Annotated in this window: 17 protein-coding genes and 1 tRNA gene; 10 read left to right on the forward strand and 8 right to left on the reverse strand. The window is 73.0% G+C overall.

Features of this window, described 5'->3' with window-relative positions:
* Positions 1–49 precede the first annotated feature (49 nt).
* Positions 50–1,174: a gephyrin-like molybdotransferase receptor GlpR gene (gene glpR, locus AB0L33_RS17445; protein WP_365682237.1), complete on the forward strand. Its 1,125-nt coding sequence runs from the start codon at positions 50–52 to the stop codon at positions 1,172–1,174.
* 97 nt (positions 1,175–1,271) lie between these two features.
* Positions 1,272–1,345: transfer RNA gene (locus AB0L33_RS17450), tRNA-Ala, on the forward strand.
* A 52-nt stretch (positions 1,346–1,397) separates the two neighbouring features.
* On the opposite strand, the gene AB0L33_RS17455 is transcribed toward AB0L33_RS17450, so the two are convergent.
* From AB0L33_RS17455 to AB0L33_RS17465, 3 genes are all read right to left on the reverse strand, one after another.
* Entirely contained in the window at positions 1,398–2,531 is a 1,134-nt protein-coding gene (locus AB0L33_RS17455) for a PP2C family protein-serine/threonine phosphatase (RefSeq protein ID WP_365682239.1), read from the reverse strand.
* A gap of 154 nt (positions 2,532–2,685) precedes the next feature.
* Positions 2,686–3,333 (reverse strand): response regulator transcription factor, encoded by a 648-nt coding sequence (locus AB0L33_RS17460; RefSeq protein WP_365682241.1) that lies wholly within the window; start codon positions 3,331–3,333, stop codon positions 2,686–2,688.
* Positions 3,318–4,565, reverse strand: coding sequence for a histidine kinase (locus AB0L33_RS17465; protein ID WP_365682243.1), 1,248 nt, complete (start codon positions 4,563–4,565; stop codon positions 3,318–3,320). The genes AB0L33_RS17460 and AB0L33_RS17465 overlap by 16 nt, the downstream gene beginning before the upstream one ends.
* A 154-nt stretch (positions 4,566–4,719) precedes the next feature.
* On the opposite strand from AB0L33_RS17465, the gene AB0L33_RS17470 reads away from it, so the two are divergent.
* A complete protein-coding gene (locus tag AB0L33_RS17470; protein WP_365682244.1) occupies positions 4,720–5,154 on the forward strand; it encodes a hypothetical protein in 435 nt (144 codons plus the stop codon).
* Between the two features lie 13 nt (positions 5,155–5,167).
* Here the strand turns inward: AB0L33_RS17470 and AB0L33_RS17475 are convergent, their stop codons facing one another.
* A complete protein-coding gene (locus AB0L33_RS17475) occupies positions 5,168–5,662 on the reverse strand; it encodes a GNAT family N-acetyltransferase (protein WP_365682246.1) in 495 nt (164 codons plus the stop codon).
* Positions 5,663–5,711: 49 nt separating this feature from the next.
* On the opposite strand from AB0L33_RS17475, the gene AB0L33_RS17480 reads away from it, so the two are divergent.
* On the forward strand, positions 5,712–6,527 hold the full coding sequence (locus AB0L33_RS17480; protein WP_365682248.1) for an exodeoxyribonuclease III: 816 nt from the start codon (positions 5,712–5,714) through the stop codon (positions 6,525–6,527).
* A 34-nt stretch (positions 6,528–6,561) separates the two neighbouring features.
* On the opposite strand, the gene AB0L33_RS17485 is transcribed toward AB0L33_RS17480, so the two are convergent.
* On the reverse strand, positions 6,562–8,907 hold the full coding sequence (locus tag AB0L33_RS17485; protein WP_365682250.1) for an MFS transporter: 2,346 nt from the start codon (positions 8,905–8,907) through the stop codon (positions 6,562–6,564).
* 62 nt (positions 8,908–8,969) lie between these two features.
* The gene (locus AB0L33_RS17490; protein WP_365682561.1) at positions 8,970–9,611 is read right to left on the reverse strand and encodes a MerR family transcriptional regulator; all 642 of its coding nucleotides are present in this window, start codon (positions 9,609–9,611) and stop codon (positions 8,970–8,972) included.
* A gap of 193 nt (positions 9,612–9,804) precedes the next feature.
* Between AB0L33_RS17490 and AB0L33_RS17495 the strand changes: the two genes are divergently transcribed.
* From AB0L33_RS17495 to AB0L33_RS17510, 4 genes are all read left to right on the forward strand, one after another.
* Positions 9,805–11,331 carry an NAD(P)/FAD-dependent oxidoreductase gene (locus tag AB0L33_RS17495; RefSeq protein ID WP_365682252.1) on the forward strand — a complete coding sequence of 509 codons (1,527 nt, stop codon included), beginning with the start codon at positions 9,805–9,807 and terminating at the stop codon, positions 11,329–11,331.
* A complete protein-coding gene (locus AB0L33_RS17500; RefSeq protein ID WP_365682253.1) occupies positions 11,328–12,287 on the forward strand; it encodes an alpha/beta fold hydrolase in 960 nt (319 codons plus the stop codon). The genes AB0L33_RS17495 and AB0L33_RS17500 overlap by 4 nt, the downstream gene beginning before the upstream one ends.
* On the forward strand, positions 12,284–13,177 hold the full coding sequence (locus AB0L33_RS17505) for an SDR family oxidoreductase (RefSeq protein ID WP_365682255.1): 894 nt from the start codon (positions 12,284–12,286) through the stop codon (positions 13,175–13,177). The genes AB0L33_RS17500 and AB0L33_RS17505 overlap by 4 nt, the downstream gene beginning before the upstream one ends.
* 87 nt (positions 13,178–13,264) lie before the next feature.
* Complete coding sequence (locus AB0L33_RS17510; RefSeq protein WP_365682257.1) at positions 13,265–13,450, forward strand: hypothetical protein; 186 nt, start codon at positions 13,265–13,267, stop codon at positions 13,448–13,450.
* A 75-nt stretch (positions 13,451–13,525) separates the two neighbouring features.
* Here AB0L33_RS17510 and AB0L33_RS17515 read toward each other — a convergent pair whose 3' ends face one another.
* Both AB0L33_RS17515 and AB0L33_RS17520 read right to left on the reverse strand, forming a co-directional pair.
* Positions 13,526–13,729 (reverse strand): DUF397 domain-containing protein, encoded by a 204-nt coding sequence (locus tag AB0L33_RS17515; RefSeq protein ID WP_365682259.1) that lies wholly within the window; start codon positions 13,727–13,729, stop codon positions 13,526–13,528.
* The gene (locus AB0L33_RS17520; protein WP_365682261.1) at positions 13,710–14,552 is read right to left on the reverse strand and encodes a DUF5753 domain-containing protein; all 843 of its coding nucleotides are present in this window, start codon (positions 14,550–14,552) and stop codon (positions 13,710–13,712) included. The genes AB0L33_RS17515 and AB0L33_RS17520 overlap by 20 nt, the downstream gene beginning before the upstream one ends.
* A 117-nt stretch (positions 14,553–14,669) precedes the next feature.
* On the opposite strand from AB0L33_RS17520, the gene AB0L33_RS17525 reads away from it, so the two are divergent.
* Together AB0L33_RS17525 and AB0L33_RS17530 are read left to right on the forward strand one after the other, a co-directional pair.
* Positions 14,670–14,876, forward strand: a complete 207-nt coding sequence (locus AB0L33_RS17525; protein WP_365682263.1) for a hypothetical protein — start codon at positions 14,670–14,672, stop codon at positions 14,874–14,876.
* Between the two features lie 11 nt (positions 14,877–14,887).
* Positions 14,888–15,307 carry an ATP-binding protein gene (locus AB0L33_RS17530; RefSeq protein WP_365682265.1) on the forward strand — a complete coding sequence of 140 codons (420 nt, stop codon included), beginning with the start codon at positions 14,888–14,890 and terminating at the stop codon, positions 15,305–15,307.
* Positions 15,308–15,309 lie beyond the last annotated feature (2 nt).

Genomic DNA, 15,309 nt, shown 5'->3' on the forward strand with positions numbered 1-15,309 from the left:
CCGCGCCAATTGGCGGATCCCTCCGCGCAAACCCCTCTACGGTGTGAGAGTGAGCAGCAGCGGCCTCATCTACGCAGTCATCGTCGGGGCCTGGGCCGCCTACTTGGTGCCGATGTGGCTCCGCAGGCAGGACGAGCTGAACGAAGAGCGTCCGACCGAGCGCTTCAGCACCGCCATCCGGCTGCTCTCCGGCCGGGCGGCGATGGAGCGCCGGTATGCCAAGGGGCTCCAGGAGCGCACCGAGGACGAGGCGGCACCCGACACCGACCCGGACGCGAGCACGGACCGAATGGACCCCGTCGACGTCCGGGCCTTCGCCGCGCCCCCGGCGCACACCGAGGCCCGGATGCACGATCCGGCCGGTACGCCGGAGCGCGCCCCCCGCGAGCGGCGCGGCGCCGAGCCCGCCGTCCCCGGTCCCGCCCGGCGCGCGCGCCCCGGCGGCATCGACGCGGAACGCGCCCGGCGGGCACAGCGCCTCCAGGTCCTCGCGCGCCGTCGGCGCACCACCGTCATCCTCTTCCTCGCCTTCACGCTCGGGGCGATCGTGGCGGCCGTCGGCGGGCTCCGCTTCCTCTGGGCGCCCGCGGTCCCGGCCGTGCTTCTCAGCGCGTACATCGCGCACCTGAGGGCGCACGAGCGGCGGCGGTTCGCCTTCACCATGGACCAGCGGCGCGCCGAGGTGGCGGCCCAGCGGCTCCGCGAGAACCGCCCCCGCCGCCACCAGCCCGCCACCACGGCGACGGCCGAGACCGACGAGGACTCCGAGCCGCGCCACCCGGCCCCCGAGCCGACGCCCACGGTCTCCCCGCAGGAGGCCGGGCGCCGCGCCCTGGTCGAGCAGACGGACCACGCGGAGTGGGTGGACCAGCAGCGCGAGCGCGGCCGCGTCCAGGGCGACAGCTGGGAGCCGGTCCCGGTGCCGCTGCCCACCTATGTCACCGCCCCGGTCGCCCCGCGCGCCACGGGCGGGGTCGAGGTCGGCAACCCGGAGACCTGGAGCGCGGCCCGCTCCAGCACCGCCGAGCCGACGCAGCCGGACCCCGCCGCGCCCCCGGTGGACCCGGCGCCGCGCCAGCGCTCCCCGCAGTCCCGCCGCTCCCGCGACCGGGGCCGCACCCCGCTCTTCGACCAGTACGAGGGCGGCGACCGCCCCCGCGCGGCCAACGAGTGACACCGCGCCGGACGGCCGTGAGCCACGCCACGGCTGACCAGCGCGGAACGGATTTCCGAGCACCCCCTGGAGGGTGCTAGAGTTTCACACGTCGCAAGGGCCTGTGGCGCAGTCTGGTAGCGCACCTCGTTCGCATCGAGGGGGTCTGGGGTTCAAATCCCCACAGGTCCACTGCACAACGAAGGTCCCGTCCGGTCGCAAGACTGGGCGGGACCTTCGGCGTTCACGGGAGGTGTCCGGGCTCCGGACCGGGCGGCCAGGCGAGGGCGAGGAGCGCCGCGTCGTCGTAGGTGTCGGCGCAGCTGTAGTCCTGGGCGTCCTCCTGGAGCCAGGCGAGCAGGTGTTGCGGGTCCACGGGCGCAGGGCGCTCGCGCTGGTAGGCCGTCAGGCGGCCGGCGAGCGGGTAGAACGCCCCGGCCTCGTTCCGGGTCTCCGCGATGCCGTCGGTGTACAGCAGGAGCGTGTCGCCGGGGCGCAGCAGCGTTCCGGCCGACCGCGGGCCGTCCGTGTCGGCGGGGGCGCTCGTGAGGGCGCGCAGCCCCAGGGGGAGGCCGGTGCCGGCCGGGAGCTCCCGGGTCGTTCCGTCGCGCAGCACGAGCGCGGGCGGGTGGCCGCAGGAGTACGCCTCCGTGTGGCCGTCGGGCGCGATCTGGACCAGGAGGGCGGTGACGAACGCCTCGTCGTCGCGCAGGAAGCGGTTCAGGCCGGTGTCGAGCCGACCGGCCAGGTGGCCCAGCGTCTCTTCCTCGTACGCCGCCTCGTGGAACGAGCCGAGGACCACCGAGGCGGTGGACACCGCGTCGAGCCCTTTCCCGCGTACGTCCCCGATGAGCGCGCGGACCCCGAATGCGGTGTCCGCCACGGCGTAGAGGTCGCCTCCGATGCGCGCGTACTGCGCGGCGGCGAGATAGCTCGCGGCCGTGCGGAAATGGCGCAGCGTCTCGGGCGGTGGGCGCAGTACCGCCCGCTGCGCGGTCTCGGCGACGGAGACCACCTTCCGCAGCCGCGCGGACTCCCGCTCACCGCGGCGGACCACGAAGCAGGACAGTGCGGCGATGACGCCGATCACCACGGTGGTGCCGATCGCGGAGCCGATCCGCTGCGGCTCGGTGGGCAGGAGCAGCCAGCGGCACCCCGCCGCCACCACCGCGGAACCGATGATCACCGGCGGCCCGAACCCGAACGCGATGACGGCGGGCACCGCGACCAGCACCGAGGCGATGTGCGAGGAGGGCGGGGTGCTCAACTGCAGGACCACGACGAGGACGCACAGCAGCAGGGCCGTGCCCAGCACCGCCGTCCTCGGGCCCCGGCCGGTCGTGGCCGGGGCGCTGTCCTGCCCGTCACCGTCCGCCACGGACGCTCCTCTCACCGGGCCCGGCACGCATCCCGCGACGCCTCCCTCTGTGTGCTCACGCGACCCCGCCATTGTTGGACAGCCCGTGGCGTCCCGCTCGGGGAAGCGGCGGCATTCGGGCACGTCGCGGAAGGGGACGTCCCCCCGCCCCTCGTCAGGGGTGGTTCAGATACGCCAGCACCGCCAGCACCCGGCGGTTGTTCGTGCCGTCGTCCGTGATGCCCAGCTTGCCGAACAGCGAGGTCGTGTACTTGCTGATCGCGCTTTCGCTGAGGAACAGGCGGGTCGCGATGGACTGGTTGGACAGGCCCTCGGCCATCAGGGCCAGGACCTCGTGCTCGCGCTCGGTGAGGCCGTCGAGGCGGCGGTGGGACGAGCCGCTGGACAGGAGCTTCGCGATGACCGCCGGGTCCATGGCCGTGCCGCCCGCCGCGACCCGTTCCAGCGCGTCGATGAACTGGTCCGCGTCGAACACGCTCTCCTTCAGGAAGTAGCCGACGCCGCCCGACCCGTCGGCCAGCAACTCGCGGGCGTACAGCTGCTCCACGTACTGGGACAGGATCAGGACCGGCAGCCCCGGCATCTCGGCGCGGGCGGCGAGGGCCGCGCGCAGTCCCTCGTCGGTCTGCGTCGGCGGCATGCGGACGTCCACCACCGCCGCGTCCGGGCGCAGCCCGCGCAGCGCGGCCAGCGTCTCCGGCCCGGTCGTGGCCGTACCCACCACCTCGTGTCCGTACGCCTCGATGAGACGGACCATGCCGTCCCGCAGGAGGTACAGGTCCTCGGCTACCACGATTCGCATGGCACCATGATCCTCGTGACGGTCGGCCCGCCGGGCGGACTCGTGATGTCCAGGCTGCCGTCGAACACCGCGAGGCGCCGCCGCAGTCCCGCGAGTCCGCCGCCGTCCCGGATCACCGCACCGCCGTGCCCGTCGTCCTCCGCTTCCACGACCAGGGCCGTCCCGTCCTGGGCGAGGGTGATCCGCATCCGGGTCGCTCCGGCGTGCTTGACGGCGTTGGCCAGCAGCTCGGCGATGCCGAAGTAGACGGCCGACTCGACGGGCGCGTCGAGCCGCCTCGGCACGTCCGCGACGACCTCCGTTTCGAGCGGGCTGTCGAGGGCGAGGGCGCGTACGGCGTCGACCAGGCCCCGGTCGCCCAGCACCGGCGGGTTGATCCCGTGCACCAGGTCGCGCAGTTCCGCCAGCGAGGCGGTGGCGCCCGCCCGCGCCTCGCGCATCAGGGCCCTGGCCCGGTCCGGGTCGGTCTCCATCAGCTTCTCCACCGTGGCCAGGGACATCCCGAGCGCGACGAGCCTGGCCTGCGCCCCGTCGTGCAGGTCCCGTTCGATCCGGCGGATCTCGGCGGCCTGGGCCACCGTCGCGTCGGCCCGCTGACCCGTGAGTTCGTCCACCCGGTCCGCGAGCGCCATCCGGGCGGACGGCCGCAGGAAACGGACCGCGACCGGGGTGACCGCCCGCCAGGCGTACGGGGCAGAGGCGGCGGTCACGAGGAGGCCGAGGAGCCGGACCGGCCGGCCCGTTCCCAGCCCGACGGCACCCCACACCACCCCCGCGAGTGGCACGCACGCCACGATCCCCGCCGTGAACGGGGCGATCACCGTGAAGCGCAGGTCGCGCCAGTTGGCCGGGTCCTTCCAGCGCAGCCGCCACCGCTGGTCCATGAGGGCGTCCCGCCGGGTGCGGTGGTAGTCGAAGCCGTTCCACCAGAAGCCCGTGGCCATGCGCGTCACCGGTGGGGCGTTCCGGTAGCCGGACGGGATCTCGGTCCCGGTCCAGCGGGCGACCAGCGCGCGGACCGCCCGGCACACGGGCCGCGTCAGGGCGGCCGTGCCCGCGCACACCAGCACGAAGGGGCCGACCCACGACCAGGGGTTCGCCGCGCCCCACCCGATGCCCCAGGCCACCGCGCCCGCCCACACGGCCGGGATCAGCATCGTGACGGCGGCGACGGCGCCCGCCCGTACGAACCCGATTGCCGCGCCCGCCGCCCACGACCCCAGCACTCTCATCGCCCGCTGCCTCTCCGCGTCCGTCCCGACGCACCCACTCTGCACCGCGCGGCGGGCGCGCAGGCGCCGCTCGGGCGAGGAGTGGGTCTGGACCCACCCCCTTGTGCGCCCAGACGCATACCGCGCCGGACCGGTGATTCGTAGCGTCGTCACCATGAACACGAACCCGAGCACGAACACGAACACGGACCTTCAGCCCGAGGCCCTGAGGGCCCTCGCGTCGGCCCGCCGGAGCTTCACGCTCTACGGCGCGCTCACCGCCGCAGCCCTCGGCGCGGTCGTCGTGGTGGCCGCCACCGGTCACACGGTGAACACCTTCATGTGGGTCCGCGCAGTCCTGCTGCCGGTGATCGCGTACGTACTCCTCCGTGTCACGGCCGCGGCCGCGGAGGGCTCCCGCAGGGCCTTCGAGCGCGTGAGCACCCTCGCGGTGATCATGCCGATCGCCATCATCGGCGTCGACCTGATCCCGGGCGTGTGCCCGCCCTGGTACGCGGTGGCGCAGGCGCTGTGCATGCTGCCGGTGATCCGCGTCGCGTTCCTCACCCGGCGGACGGCCCTGAAGGCGGCGTTTCCGAAGGCGGGGTGAGGGGAACGCCGGGTCAGCCGGTGCCGTTCCCCCGCAGCGGCTTCGCGAAACAGCGGCTGCTGTCGTACGTGCGGTAGTGGCCGAACTTCTCGCACGGGGTGTAGCCGCTGGAGAGGTACAGGGCGATGGCCTCCGGCTGGCGGTCGCCGGTCTCCAGGACCATGCGGGTGCGGCCCGCGGCGCGGGCGTCGGCCTCCAGGGCGGCCAGGATGCGGCGGGCGAGGCCCAGGCCGCGGCCCTCCGGTATGACGTACATCCGCTTCAGCTCGGCGTCACCGTCCGAGTAGCCCTCGTCGTTGCGCTCCTGGGAGCGCCAGCCGCCCGTGGCGACCGGCTGGTCCGACGCGTCGTACGCGATCAGGTACAGACCGTGCGGCGGGTCGAACATGGTGGGGTCCAGCGGTGTGACATCGCCCCCATCGCCGTAGCGCTCGGCGTATTCGAGCTGCACGCGGTCGTTGAGTTTGACGGCATCGGGGTGATCGAAGGCCCGAACGTGGATATCCATGCGGAGTATCGTACATGTATGCGACAGCCTTGACCGGTATCGTGCCGGAATGCTCACCGTGACCTCCGTGAATGTAAACGGTCTCCGCGCCGCGGCCAAGAAGGGCTTCGTCGAGTGGCTGGCGCAGACCGACGCCGATGTGATCTGCCTCCAGGAGGTCCGCGCCGAGCCCGCGCAACTGCCCGCGGACGTGCGTGACCCCGAGGGCTGGCACACCGTCCACGCGCCCGCCGCGGCCAAGGGCCGGGCCGGGGTCTCCCTCTACTCGCGGCGCGCCCCGGAGCGGGTGCAGATCGGCTTCGGCGGGTACGGGCCCGCCGGGTGCGAGGAGTTCGACACGAGCGGGCGGTACGTCGAGATCGACCTGCCCGGCGTCACGGTCGCGAGCCTCTACCTGCCCTCCGGCGAGGTCGGCACCGAGCGGCAGGACGAGAAGGAGCGCTTCATGGCCGCCTTCCTGCCCTACCTCGTCGGGCTGAAGGCGCGCGCCGCCGCCGAGGGCCGCGAGGTCGTCGTCTGCGGCGACTGGAACATCGCCCACCAGGAGGCCGACCTCAAGAACTGGCGCGCCAACCGCAAGAGCTCCGGCTTCCTCCCCGAGGAGCGCGAGTGGCTGACCCGGGTCTTCGCGGAGGCGGCGTACGTCGACGTCGTACGCGCCCTGCACCCGGACGTCGAGGGCCCGTACTCGTGGTGGTCGTACCGGGGGCGCGCGTTCGACAACGACACCGGCTGGCGCATCGACTACCAGGTCGCGACCCCCGGCCTCGCGGGCCGCGCGGTGAAGGCGTGGGTCGAACGGGCCGCCACGCACGGCGAGCGGTGGAGCGACCACGCGCCCGTGACGGTGGTGTACGAGCAGTAGCGGGTCCACGGGGCGGGCGGGGTGGGCTACGCCCCTACGACCGCTCAGGCCCCGGTGTCCGCAGCATCCGCCCCGCTGTCAACGCTGCCAGGAGCATGCAGAGCGCCGCCCACCACGGGGGGCCGTTGAGCAGGGCGTACAGCGCGGTGCCCAGGGCTCCGGTCAGGTACTGGGTGGCCATCAGGGCGCCCGCCGTCGCGCCGGAGTGGCGGGGGGTGATGTCGATCAGCGCGGCCGTGAAGAGCGCGGCGAGGGTGAGGCCGATGCCGATGCCCGCCACGATCAGGCAGGCCGACAGGGCCGCGTAACCGCTGTCGTCCTCGATGGCGAGAATCCCCAGCGCCACCCCCGCCGCCGTCGTCGGCAGGCCCGTCACCGCCATGCGCGCGGGTGTCATGCCGTCGCGCAGCAGATGCGGCGCGGTCCAGCCTCCGCTGACCGCCACCGCGAGCAGCATCGGCAGCATCGGCCCCGTCCACGGCGCCGAGTGGGAGAACTCGTCGCCCATCATGTCGGCCAGCGGCGGCAGCAGGCCGAGGACGCCGAAGCCGACCAGGCCCATCGTCAGGAAACCGCCCCGGCGTCCGCGGTCGCGGAGGACGTACGGCGGAAGCAGCGGGGCCGACGCCGCCCGCTGCCGCGACGCGAACGCGATCAGCAGCACGATGCCCGCACCGAGCGCGACGCCCGCCTCCTCGCTCACCTGGCCCGACCACGGGACGCCCACCAGCCCGTACATGACGGCCCCCGCTCCCAGGAAGCCCAGCAGCACGCCCGGCAGGTCGGCGGGCACGCCCTGGGAGCGCACCGGGGAGTCCGGCGGCAGCGTCCGCGCGCCCGTCAGGGCCAGCAGCGCGAGTGCCGGTGCGACGGCCGTGACCGGGCCGCTGGCCATGAACGACAGGGCATCGCCTCCGAGCAGACCGAGCATCGGGCCGCACGCGCTCGCCGCCGCGTACGCCCCGAAGCCCCGGCCCGCCCGGCCCCGCGAACCCGCCACCATGGCCAGTGCCGCCGCCGTCGCCAGCGCGCCGAAGCCGCCCTGAAGGGCACGGCCCGCCGTGATCAAGGGTGGCGCGCCGGTCAGGAGGGCGGCCCCCGAGAGCAGCCCCGACACCGCGAAGCCGGTCACGCCGGTGACCAGCGACCGCCTGTGGCCCAGCCGGTCCGCCAGATGGCCGCCCGGCACCAGCACGGCCGCGAAGGCGACCGCGAAGGCGTACGAAACGGGCGAGGGCGTGGGGTAGGGCGTCGCCCCTCCGTCGGGCCCGGCCGGATTTCCGATCACCGCCCCGGCCAGCACCGCCAGTTGCGCCACGACGATCATCGCGAGACCCGGGGTGCGGGACGCGCCGGGCGGCTGCGCGGGAGTCGTCGGGGGGTACGCGGGGGAGGCGACCGGCTCCGTCACGGCGGAGGCGGAAGACGCCCCGGCGCCGGGCGCCTCCGGGTCCGGTCCGGTGGGCGCGGGCCCCCGCGCCTCCGGTACGTAGTCCAGCAGCCGCGCCGATCTCCGCCCCAGCTCCGCCAGCACCTCGCCCGGCAGCCACACCGCGTCCCCGTCCCCGGCCGTGCGGGCGGCGATCTCCTGCGGGGTGGGCCGGGCGGCGGGGTCCTTCGCCAGGCAGGCGCGCACCAGGGGGAGCAACGACTCCGGTACGCCCGTCAGATCCGGTTCGTCCTCCGCGATCCGGAACAGGTGCGCGTTCAGACCGGTGTCCGTGGCGCCGAAGAGCAGGCGGCCCGTCGCCGCGTACACCAGGACCGCGCCCAGGCAGAACACATCGCTGGCCGGGGTGAGTTCGAGGCCCCTCACCTGCTCCGGCGACATGAAGCCCGGTGAACCGATCAGCATGCCCGTGCGCGTGAGCAGGCTGCCGTCCGTCAGCTTGTCCATGGCGCGGGCGATGCCGAAGTCGATGACCCGTGGCCCGTCCACCGTCACCAGCACGTTGGACGGCTTCAGGTCGCGGTGGATGAGCCCCGCCCCGTGCACCGCCCCCAGTGCGAGGGCGAGGCGGTTCGCCAGGACGCGGACCGAGTGCTCGGGCAGCGGGCCGTAGTCCGCCCCGACCACCGTCGCCAGGTCGGGGCCGGGTACGTACTGCGTGGCCAGCCACGGCACTTCGGCCTCGGTGTCCGAGTCGAGGACGTCCGCCGTCCAGCTCCCGGCCACCTCACCGGCCGCCGCCACCTCGCGCGCGAAGCGCTTGCGGAACTCCGGCTGCGCCGCGTACTCGCGCTGCACGACCTTCACCGCGACCGTGCGGCCGACGTCCGAGCGGCCGAGGTAGACGAGGCCCATCCCGCCCGCGCCCAGGCGGGCGATCAGGCGGTAGGGGCCGATGCGCGTGGGGTCCTCGGCGGTCAGCGGCTTCATGCCGGAAACCTAGCGGGGGGCGGCCGGTGCGGGTGGCGGAATGAGCAAGATCCGCACCGGATCTACTCGGTCTCCTCCACCGTCTTCCGCCGCAGCCGCCGGTCCAGCGCCATCGACAGCTCCGCGTCCACCACCGCGCGTGCCAGCGGCCGCAGTTGGGGCGGCTCCGGGTCCGTCTCCGCGCCGTGCTCCTGGAGCACCGCCACGAACAGGTCCGCCAGGGCCTCCGCGTGCCGACGGACCTGGCGGCCCGCCGACAGCACCGCGGAGAGCGGCACGCCCTCCCGTACCAGCTCGGCCGAGACGTCCAGCAGGCGGCGGCTGATGTGGACGATCTCCTCGCCGTCCGTCCCCAGGTAGCCCAGCTCCATCGCCAGCGCCAGGTTCTCCGGCGTGGACTCGCCCTCGAAGTAGTCCGCCAGCTGCTCGGGCGTCAGGCGGACCGGGGTCTCCTCGGACGGTTCGCCCAGGCCCAGCACCTCGGCGACGTCCCGGCCGCTCTCGAACGTACGGGCCAGGTCGGCGATGCCGGTCAGCGTGTGGCCGCGTTCCAGGAGGCCCGTGATCGTGCGCAGGCGGGCCAGGTGGCGGTCGTCGTACCAGGCGATGCGGCCCTCCCGGCGGGGCGGCGAGATCAGGCCGCGCTCGCGGTAGAAGCGCACGGTCCGCACGGGGATGCCGGCCTCCTTGGCCAGCTCCTCCATGCGGTACTCGCGGTGCTCGGGTCCGTCTGCCACCCCCGCACCTTAGACCGTCCAGGGGTGCGCGGCCTCAACTTGTACCGCGGGTAACTTTGCTTCGTCCGCCCCCTACCCATCGGTACTCCGCTGCTCTACCCTCCCAACCATGCCAGTGATTGCTGGCAGAGTCGTGTGACGTACCGCGGGAGGCGGCAGCATGGCCCAGCACGAGCACGTACGCGTGGCGGTGATCGGATCCGGATTCGGGGGCCTCGGTGCCGCGGTCCGGCTGCGACGCGAAGGCATCACCGACTTCGTGATCCTGGAGCGCGCCGGTTCCGTCGGCGGCACCTGGCGCGACAACAGCTACCCCGGCTGCGCCTGCGACGTACCGTCCCACCTCTACTCCTTCTCGTTCGCCCCCAACCCCGAGTGGCCGCGCACCTTCTCCGGGCAGGAACACATCCGCGCCTACCTGGAGCACGTCGCCGACACCTTCGGGCTCCGCGCCCATCTGCGCCTCGACCACGAGGTGAAGCAGATGCGCTGGGACAACGACGAGCTGCACTGGGTCATCGACAGCGCGAACGGCACCACGATCGTCGCGGACGTCGTCGTCTCCGCCAGCGGACCGCTCTCCGACCCGAAGATGCCCGACATCCCGGGGCTCGCCGACTTCCCCGGCAAGGTCTTCCACTCCGCCCGCTGGGACCACGACGCCGACCTCACCGGCAAGCGCGTCGCGATGGTCGGCACCGGCGCTTCCGCCATCCAGATCGTCCCCTCCATCCAGCCGAAGGTCGGGAAGCTGACGCTCTTCCAGCGCACCCCGCCCTGGGTCATGCCCCGCATGGACCGGAAGATCAGCGGCGCCGAGCAGTGGCTCCACCGCGCCCTGCCCGTCACCGGCGCCGCCCGCCGCGGACTCCTCTGGGGCATCCGGGAGTTGCAGGTCAGCGCCTTCACCAAGCACCCCGACCAGCTCGGCCTGGTCGAGCGCATAGCGAAGTCCAACATGGCCCGCGCCATCAAGGACCCGGCCCTGCGCGCCAAGCTGACCCCCTCGTACCGCATCGGCTGCAAACGCATCCTGCTGTCGAGCACGTACTACCCCGCCCTGGCCCAGCCCAATGTCGACGTCGTCGCCTCGGGCCTCGCCGAGGTCCGCGGCAGCACCGTCGTCGCGTCCGACGGCACGGAGGCCGAGGTCGACGCGATCATCTTCGGCACCGGATTCCACGTCACCGACATGCCGATCGCCGAACGCGTCGTCGGCGCCGACGGGATCACGCTGGCCGAGTCCTGGAAGGACGGCGTGCAGGCGCTGCGCGGCGCCAGCGCGGCCGGGTTCCCGAACTGGATGACGATCATCGGCCCCAACACCGGGCTCGGGAACTCCTCGATGATCCTCATGATCGAGTCCCAGCTGAACTACATGGCCGACTACCTGCGCCAGCTGGACCTCCTCGGCGGCAAGGCGGCCTTCGACGCCCGCCCCTCCGCCGTGCACCACTGGAACCGCCGCGTCCAGGACCGCATGAAGCGCACCGTCTGGAACACCGGCGGCTGCACCAGCTGGTACCTGGACGCCAACGGCCGCAACACCACCGTCTGGCCCGGCACCACCACCGAGTTCCGCAGGGCCACCCGGACCGTCGACCTGTCCGAATACCAGGTCCTGCGCCCGTCCGTCCCCGCCCAGCGCACGTCCGGCGACACCGTCTCCGAGGAGGCCGTCCGATGAGCCGCCCGCTGCCCGTCGCGCGCCGCCGACCCGTGGCCGCCCGCGAACTCCTCGCCGTTTCCGCCGACGGCTCCCGGATACACGTCGAGATCCACGGCCAGGAGGGCGCCCCCGCCGTCGTCCTCTCCCACGGCTGGACCTGCAACACCAGCTTCTGGGACGCCCAGATACGGGACCTGGCCGTCGACCACCGTGTCATCGCCTACGACCAGCGCGGCCACGGCACCTCGCCCGCCGCCGCCCGCGACGGCTACACCACCGACGCCCTCGCCGACGACCTCGAAGCGGTGCTGGCCGCGACCCTCGCCCCCGGCGAGAAGGCCGTCCTCGCCGGGCACTCCATGGGCGGCATGACGATCATGGCCGCCTCCCGCCGCCCGAAGCTGCGCGAGCACGCCGTCGCCGTCCTGCTGTGCAGCACCGGCAGCTCCCGGCTCCTCGCCGAGTCGCTGGTCGTGCCGATGCGCGCCGGAGCCGTACGCACCCGTCTCACCCGCGCGATCCTCGGCGCGCGCGCCCCCCTCGGTCCGGTCACGCCCGTTTCGCGTCGGATACTGAAGTACGGGACGATGGGCGCCGGTTCGGCCCCCGACCGGGTCGACACCTGTGCCCGCATCGTGCACGCCTGCCCCCGCCTGCCCCGGGTCGCCTGGGGTCACGTCCTCGCCGAACTCGATCTGGACGAGGGCGTACGGGAGTTGCGCGTGCCCACCGCGGTCATCGCGGGCACGGAGGACCGGCTCACGCCGCCCGTCCACGCCCGCGCCGTCGCGGCGGCCCTGCCCGACTGCCTCGGCCTCACCGAGCTGACGGGCATGGGGCACATGACGCCCGTGGAGGCGCCGGAGATCGTCACGGCGAAGATACGGGAGCTGGTGACCGCGTACCTGCCGTCCGGCCCGGACCGGGACGCGCGGGGTACTACAGACATCGAGGGCAAGGAGGAGGTCGCATGAGCGGCACGGGAAGTCTCGAAGGACAGGTCGTCGTCGTCACCGGCGCGGCACGCGGCGTCGGCGAACTCCTCGCCCGCAAGCTCTCCGCCCGGGGCGCGATCCTCGCCCTCGTCGGCCTCGAACCCGACGAGCTGAAGAAGGTCTCGGCCCGCCTCCACGGCGAGAGCGACCACTGGCACGCCGACGTCACCGACCACGAGGCGATGGCCCAGGTCGCGAAGGACGTCAAGGCCCGCTTCGGCAAGGTCGACATCGTGGTCGCCAACGCCGGCGTCGCCACCGGCGGCCCTCTCGTCGACTCCGACCCGGTCGCCTGGCGCCGCGTCATCGAGGTCAACCTCATCGGCGGCGCGGTGACGGCGCGCGCCTTCCTGCCCGTCCTCACGGAGAGCCGGGGCTACTTCCTCCAGATCGCGTCCCTCGCCGCGATGACCCCGGCCCCGATGATGAGCGCCTACTGCGCCTCCAAGTCCGGCGTCGAGGCGTTCGCGCACAGCCTGCGCGGCGAAGTCGGCTACAAGGGCGTGAAGGTGGGCGTCGGCTACCTCTCCTGGACCGACACCGACATGGTGCGCGGCGCCGACGAGGACGACGTCATGCGGGACCTGCGCAAGCGCCTCCCGTGGCCCACCAACCGCACGTACCCGCTCGGCCCCGCCGTCGACCGGATCGTCGCCGGGATCGAGCGCCGCTCCGCCCACGTCTACGCCCAGTGGTGGCTGCGCGGCATGCAGTCCGTACGCGGCTACCTGCCGACCCTCATCGGCGTCGTCGGCCAGCGCGAGATGCGCCGCTTCGGCCCGCGCATGGAGGGCCGGAGCAGGGGCCTCGTCGGCGCCGGAGGCGCCGCTGACCAGCAGGAACGCGCCGCGCGCACGCAGCGTGAATGATCGACATGCGGAGCGTGGTCGGCCGTGTGAATCTGGTCGAGGCCCCACCGGGGCCGAACCCCCACGCACCACATAGGAGTGAACAGCATGGGCATCGCCGACCAGTTCAAGGACAAGGCCAAGGACCTCGCGGGCCAGGCGCAGGACCAGACCCAGGACCGCAAGGGCCAGGGCCGCGACCGCGCCAAGGACGCCGCCCAGCAGGGCCGCGACCGCGCGAAGGGCACCGCCCAGCGCGCCCAGAACGAGGCGAACGAGCGCCTCGACCGGTAACGGTCGCGCGGTGACGCCGAGGGGCGCGCCCGGATTCTTCCGGGCGCGCCCCTTCGCGCGTGTACGTGCTCCGCGTCAGGCGGCCTTGACCGCCTCGATGAACGGCGCCCAGGCGGTGGCGTTGACGACGAGGGCGGGGCCGTCGGGGCGCTTGGAGTCACGGACGGGGACGATCCCGGGGTGGCCGTCGGCCACCTCCAGGCAGTCCCCGCCAGAGCCGTTGCTGTAGCTGCTCTTGCGCCAGCGGGTGGTGCTCAGGTCAAGGGTGGTGCTGGCCATTCCGGAACTCCTCAGCCGCCTTCTTCAGCAGGGCGAGGGACACCTCTGGCGGCAGCGCGGCGGCCCTGAGGCGATCGTATGCGTTGCGGTACTGCTTAACGAGCCCCGGATCATCGATGGTCTGCCCGTGGTAGGCACCCTCGGTGTAGAGCAACGGCGGCTCGTCGTCGAAGTCCAGGAGCAGCAGCGGCATTTCGCTGATGGGGCGGGTGGCCGCGTTCCACGGGAGGATCTGTAGAACGACCCGACGGCTTTGCACCAGCGCGGCGATGTGATCCAACTGCTCGGCCATCTCCGCCGGTTCCAGCAGTGGGTGGCGGATCACTGACTCGTGCAGGACCACCCAGTACTCGGGCTTCTTGGGATCGGCGAACAGCTTGGCCCGCTTCTGCCGGGCGTCGATCTTGGCCTGCACTTCCTCGGGAGTGTCCAGAGGGTGCGTCGCCTGGATGACGGCTCGCGCGTACGCGGGGGTCTGGAGGAGTCCCGGGATCAGGTTGCCCGACCACTGGCTGATGGTCCGGGCGCGGACCTCCGCTTCCGCGATGCCCGCGAAGAACGCGGCGTGCCCCTTGCTCTGGGCCTCCCGAACGTCTTCACAACGCCGAGTGAAAAAGTCCGTGCTCAGCTTGCGGTCCACGTGTGCGGCGAGCGGAGGCGGCATGCGGCGGTCGCCGTGCTCGACCGCGCTGAGCATGGCGATTCCGTAGTAGCTGCCATCCAGCAGCTTCTCCATGGTCAGGCCCGCCGCCTCCCTCTGGTACCGCAGCTCCTTCCCGTAGAACTGCGGTACCCCCGCCGAACCGTCGATCTCCTTGGCCACCGCCGACCGCCTTTCACGCCTCGCTCTGTGGAGCGGAATCGGCTTCCACGGTAGGGCTCCGTGCGGCAGCGTGTGAGGTGTTCGTCACAGCAAGCAACCGAAAGGTGGGCAGCCTTCATGGACCACGGCCCGTACGACATCGCCCAGGAGATCGACGCACTGCGTGCGGCGCTCAAGGCCAACGGCATCACGCTGCCGTCGTTGGGAGTTGACCCGCTGACTCTCGCGTGGACCGGCCGCCAGCCGCTCGTCGCGCTGGGTAACTGCAATACGGAGACGGCACGTCAGCTGGCCGAGGTGCTGCAGCGGGCGGCCGGGGGATGAACGGGCTGCCGTTGACATGGGAGTTCCTGGCGGTCCCGCAGGCGGTGCCGGAGGTGCGGCAGATGCTGCGGGAGCGGTTCGAGGGCGAGGACGCGGGCGATCTCCTGCTGTGCGTCAGCGAGTTGCTGGCCAACGTGATCACCCACGTGGGGGAGCGCACGCCGGTGTCGCTCCGGCTGAGCGCGACGCCCTCGGGACGCGTGCGGGTGGCCGTGAGCGACCCCGCGGCGACGGTCTGGCCGGTCCTCCGCGAGACCGGCCCGGAGGGCACGTCGGGCCGGGGCCTCCAACTGCTGGACGCGCTCGCCCTGCGATGGGGCGTGGAGCAGGCCCCGTACCGCAAGACGGTGTGGTGCGAGCTGCGGGCGCCGGGAACCCGGACGGGCCTCCGGCCCGAGGGGGCGGGGGCAGCAGGTTCAGGACGCCTGTGAGA

The organism is Streptomyces sp. NPDC052299 (assembly GCF_040679335.1).
Classification (GTDB): Bacteria; Actinomycetota; Actinomycetes; order Streptomycetales; family Streptomycetaceae; genus Streptomyces.

Coding starts and splice junctions, on each gene's coding strand:
- AB0L33_RS17460 (WP_365682241.1), bottom strand. CDS start 3,333: ATGCGAATCGTGGTAGCCGAGGACCTGTACCTCCTGCGGGACGGCATG.
- AB0L33_RS17465 (WP_365682243.1), bottom strand. CDS start 4,565: ATGAGAGTGCTGGGGTCGTGGGCGGCGGGCGCGGCAATCGGGTTCGTA.
- AB0L33_RS17470 (WP_365682244.1), top strand. CDS start 4,720: ATGAACACGAACCCGAGCACGAACACGAACACGGACCTTCAGCCCGAG.
- AB0L33_RS17475 (WP_365682246.1), bottom strand. CDS start 5,662: ATGGATATCCACGTTCGGGCCTTCGATCACCCCGATGCCGTCAAACTC.
- AB0L33_RS17480 (WP_365682248.1), top strand. CDS start 5,712: ATGCTCACCGTGACCTCCGTGAATGTAAACGGTCTCCGCGCCGCGGCC.
- AB0L33_RS17485 (WP_365682250.1), bottom strand. CDS start 8,907: ATGAAGCCGCTGACCGCCGAGGACCCCACGCGCATCGGCCCCTACCGC.
- AB0L33_RS17490 (WP_365682561.1), bottom strand. CDS start 9,611: ATGGAGGAGCTGGCCAAGGAGGCCGGCATCCCCGTGCGGACCGTGCGC.
- AB0L33_RS17495 (WP_365682252.1), top strand. CDS start 9,805: ATGGCCCAGCACGAGCACGTACGCGTGGCGGTGATCGGATCCGGATTC.
- AB0L33_RS17500 (WP_365682253.1), top strand. CDS start 11,328: ATGAGCCGCCCGCTGCCCGTCGCGCGCCGCCGACCCGTGGCCGCCCGC.
- AB0L33_RS17505 (WP_365682255.1), top strand. CDS start 12,284: ATGAGCGGCACGGGAAGTCTCGAAGGACAGGTCGTCGTCGTCACCGGC.
- AB0L33_RS17510 (WP_365682257.1), top strand. CDS start 13,265: ATGGGCATCGCCGACCAGTTCAAGGACAAGGCCAAGGACCTCGCGGGC.
- AB0L33_RS17515 (WP_365682259.1), bottom strand. CDS start 13,729: ATGGCCAGCACCACCCTTGACCTGAGCACCACCCGCTGGCGCAAGAGC.
- AB0L33_RS17525 (WP_365682263.1), top strand. CDS start 14,670: ATGGACCACGGCCCGTACGACATCGCCCAGGAGATCGACGCACTGCGT.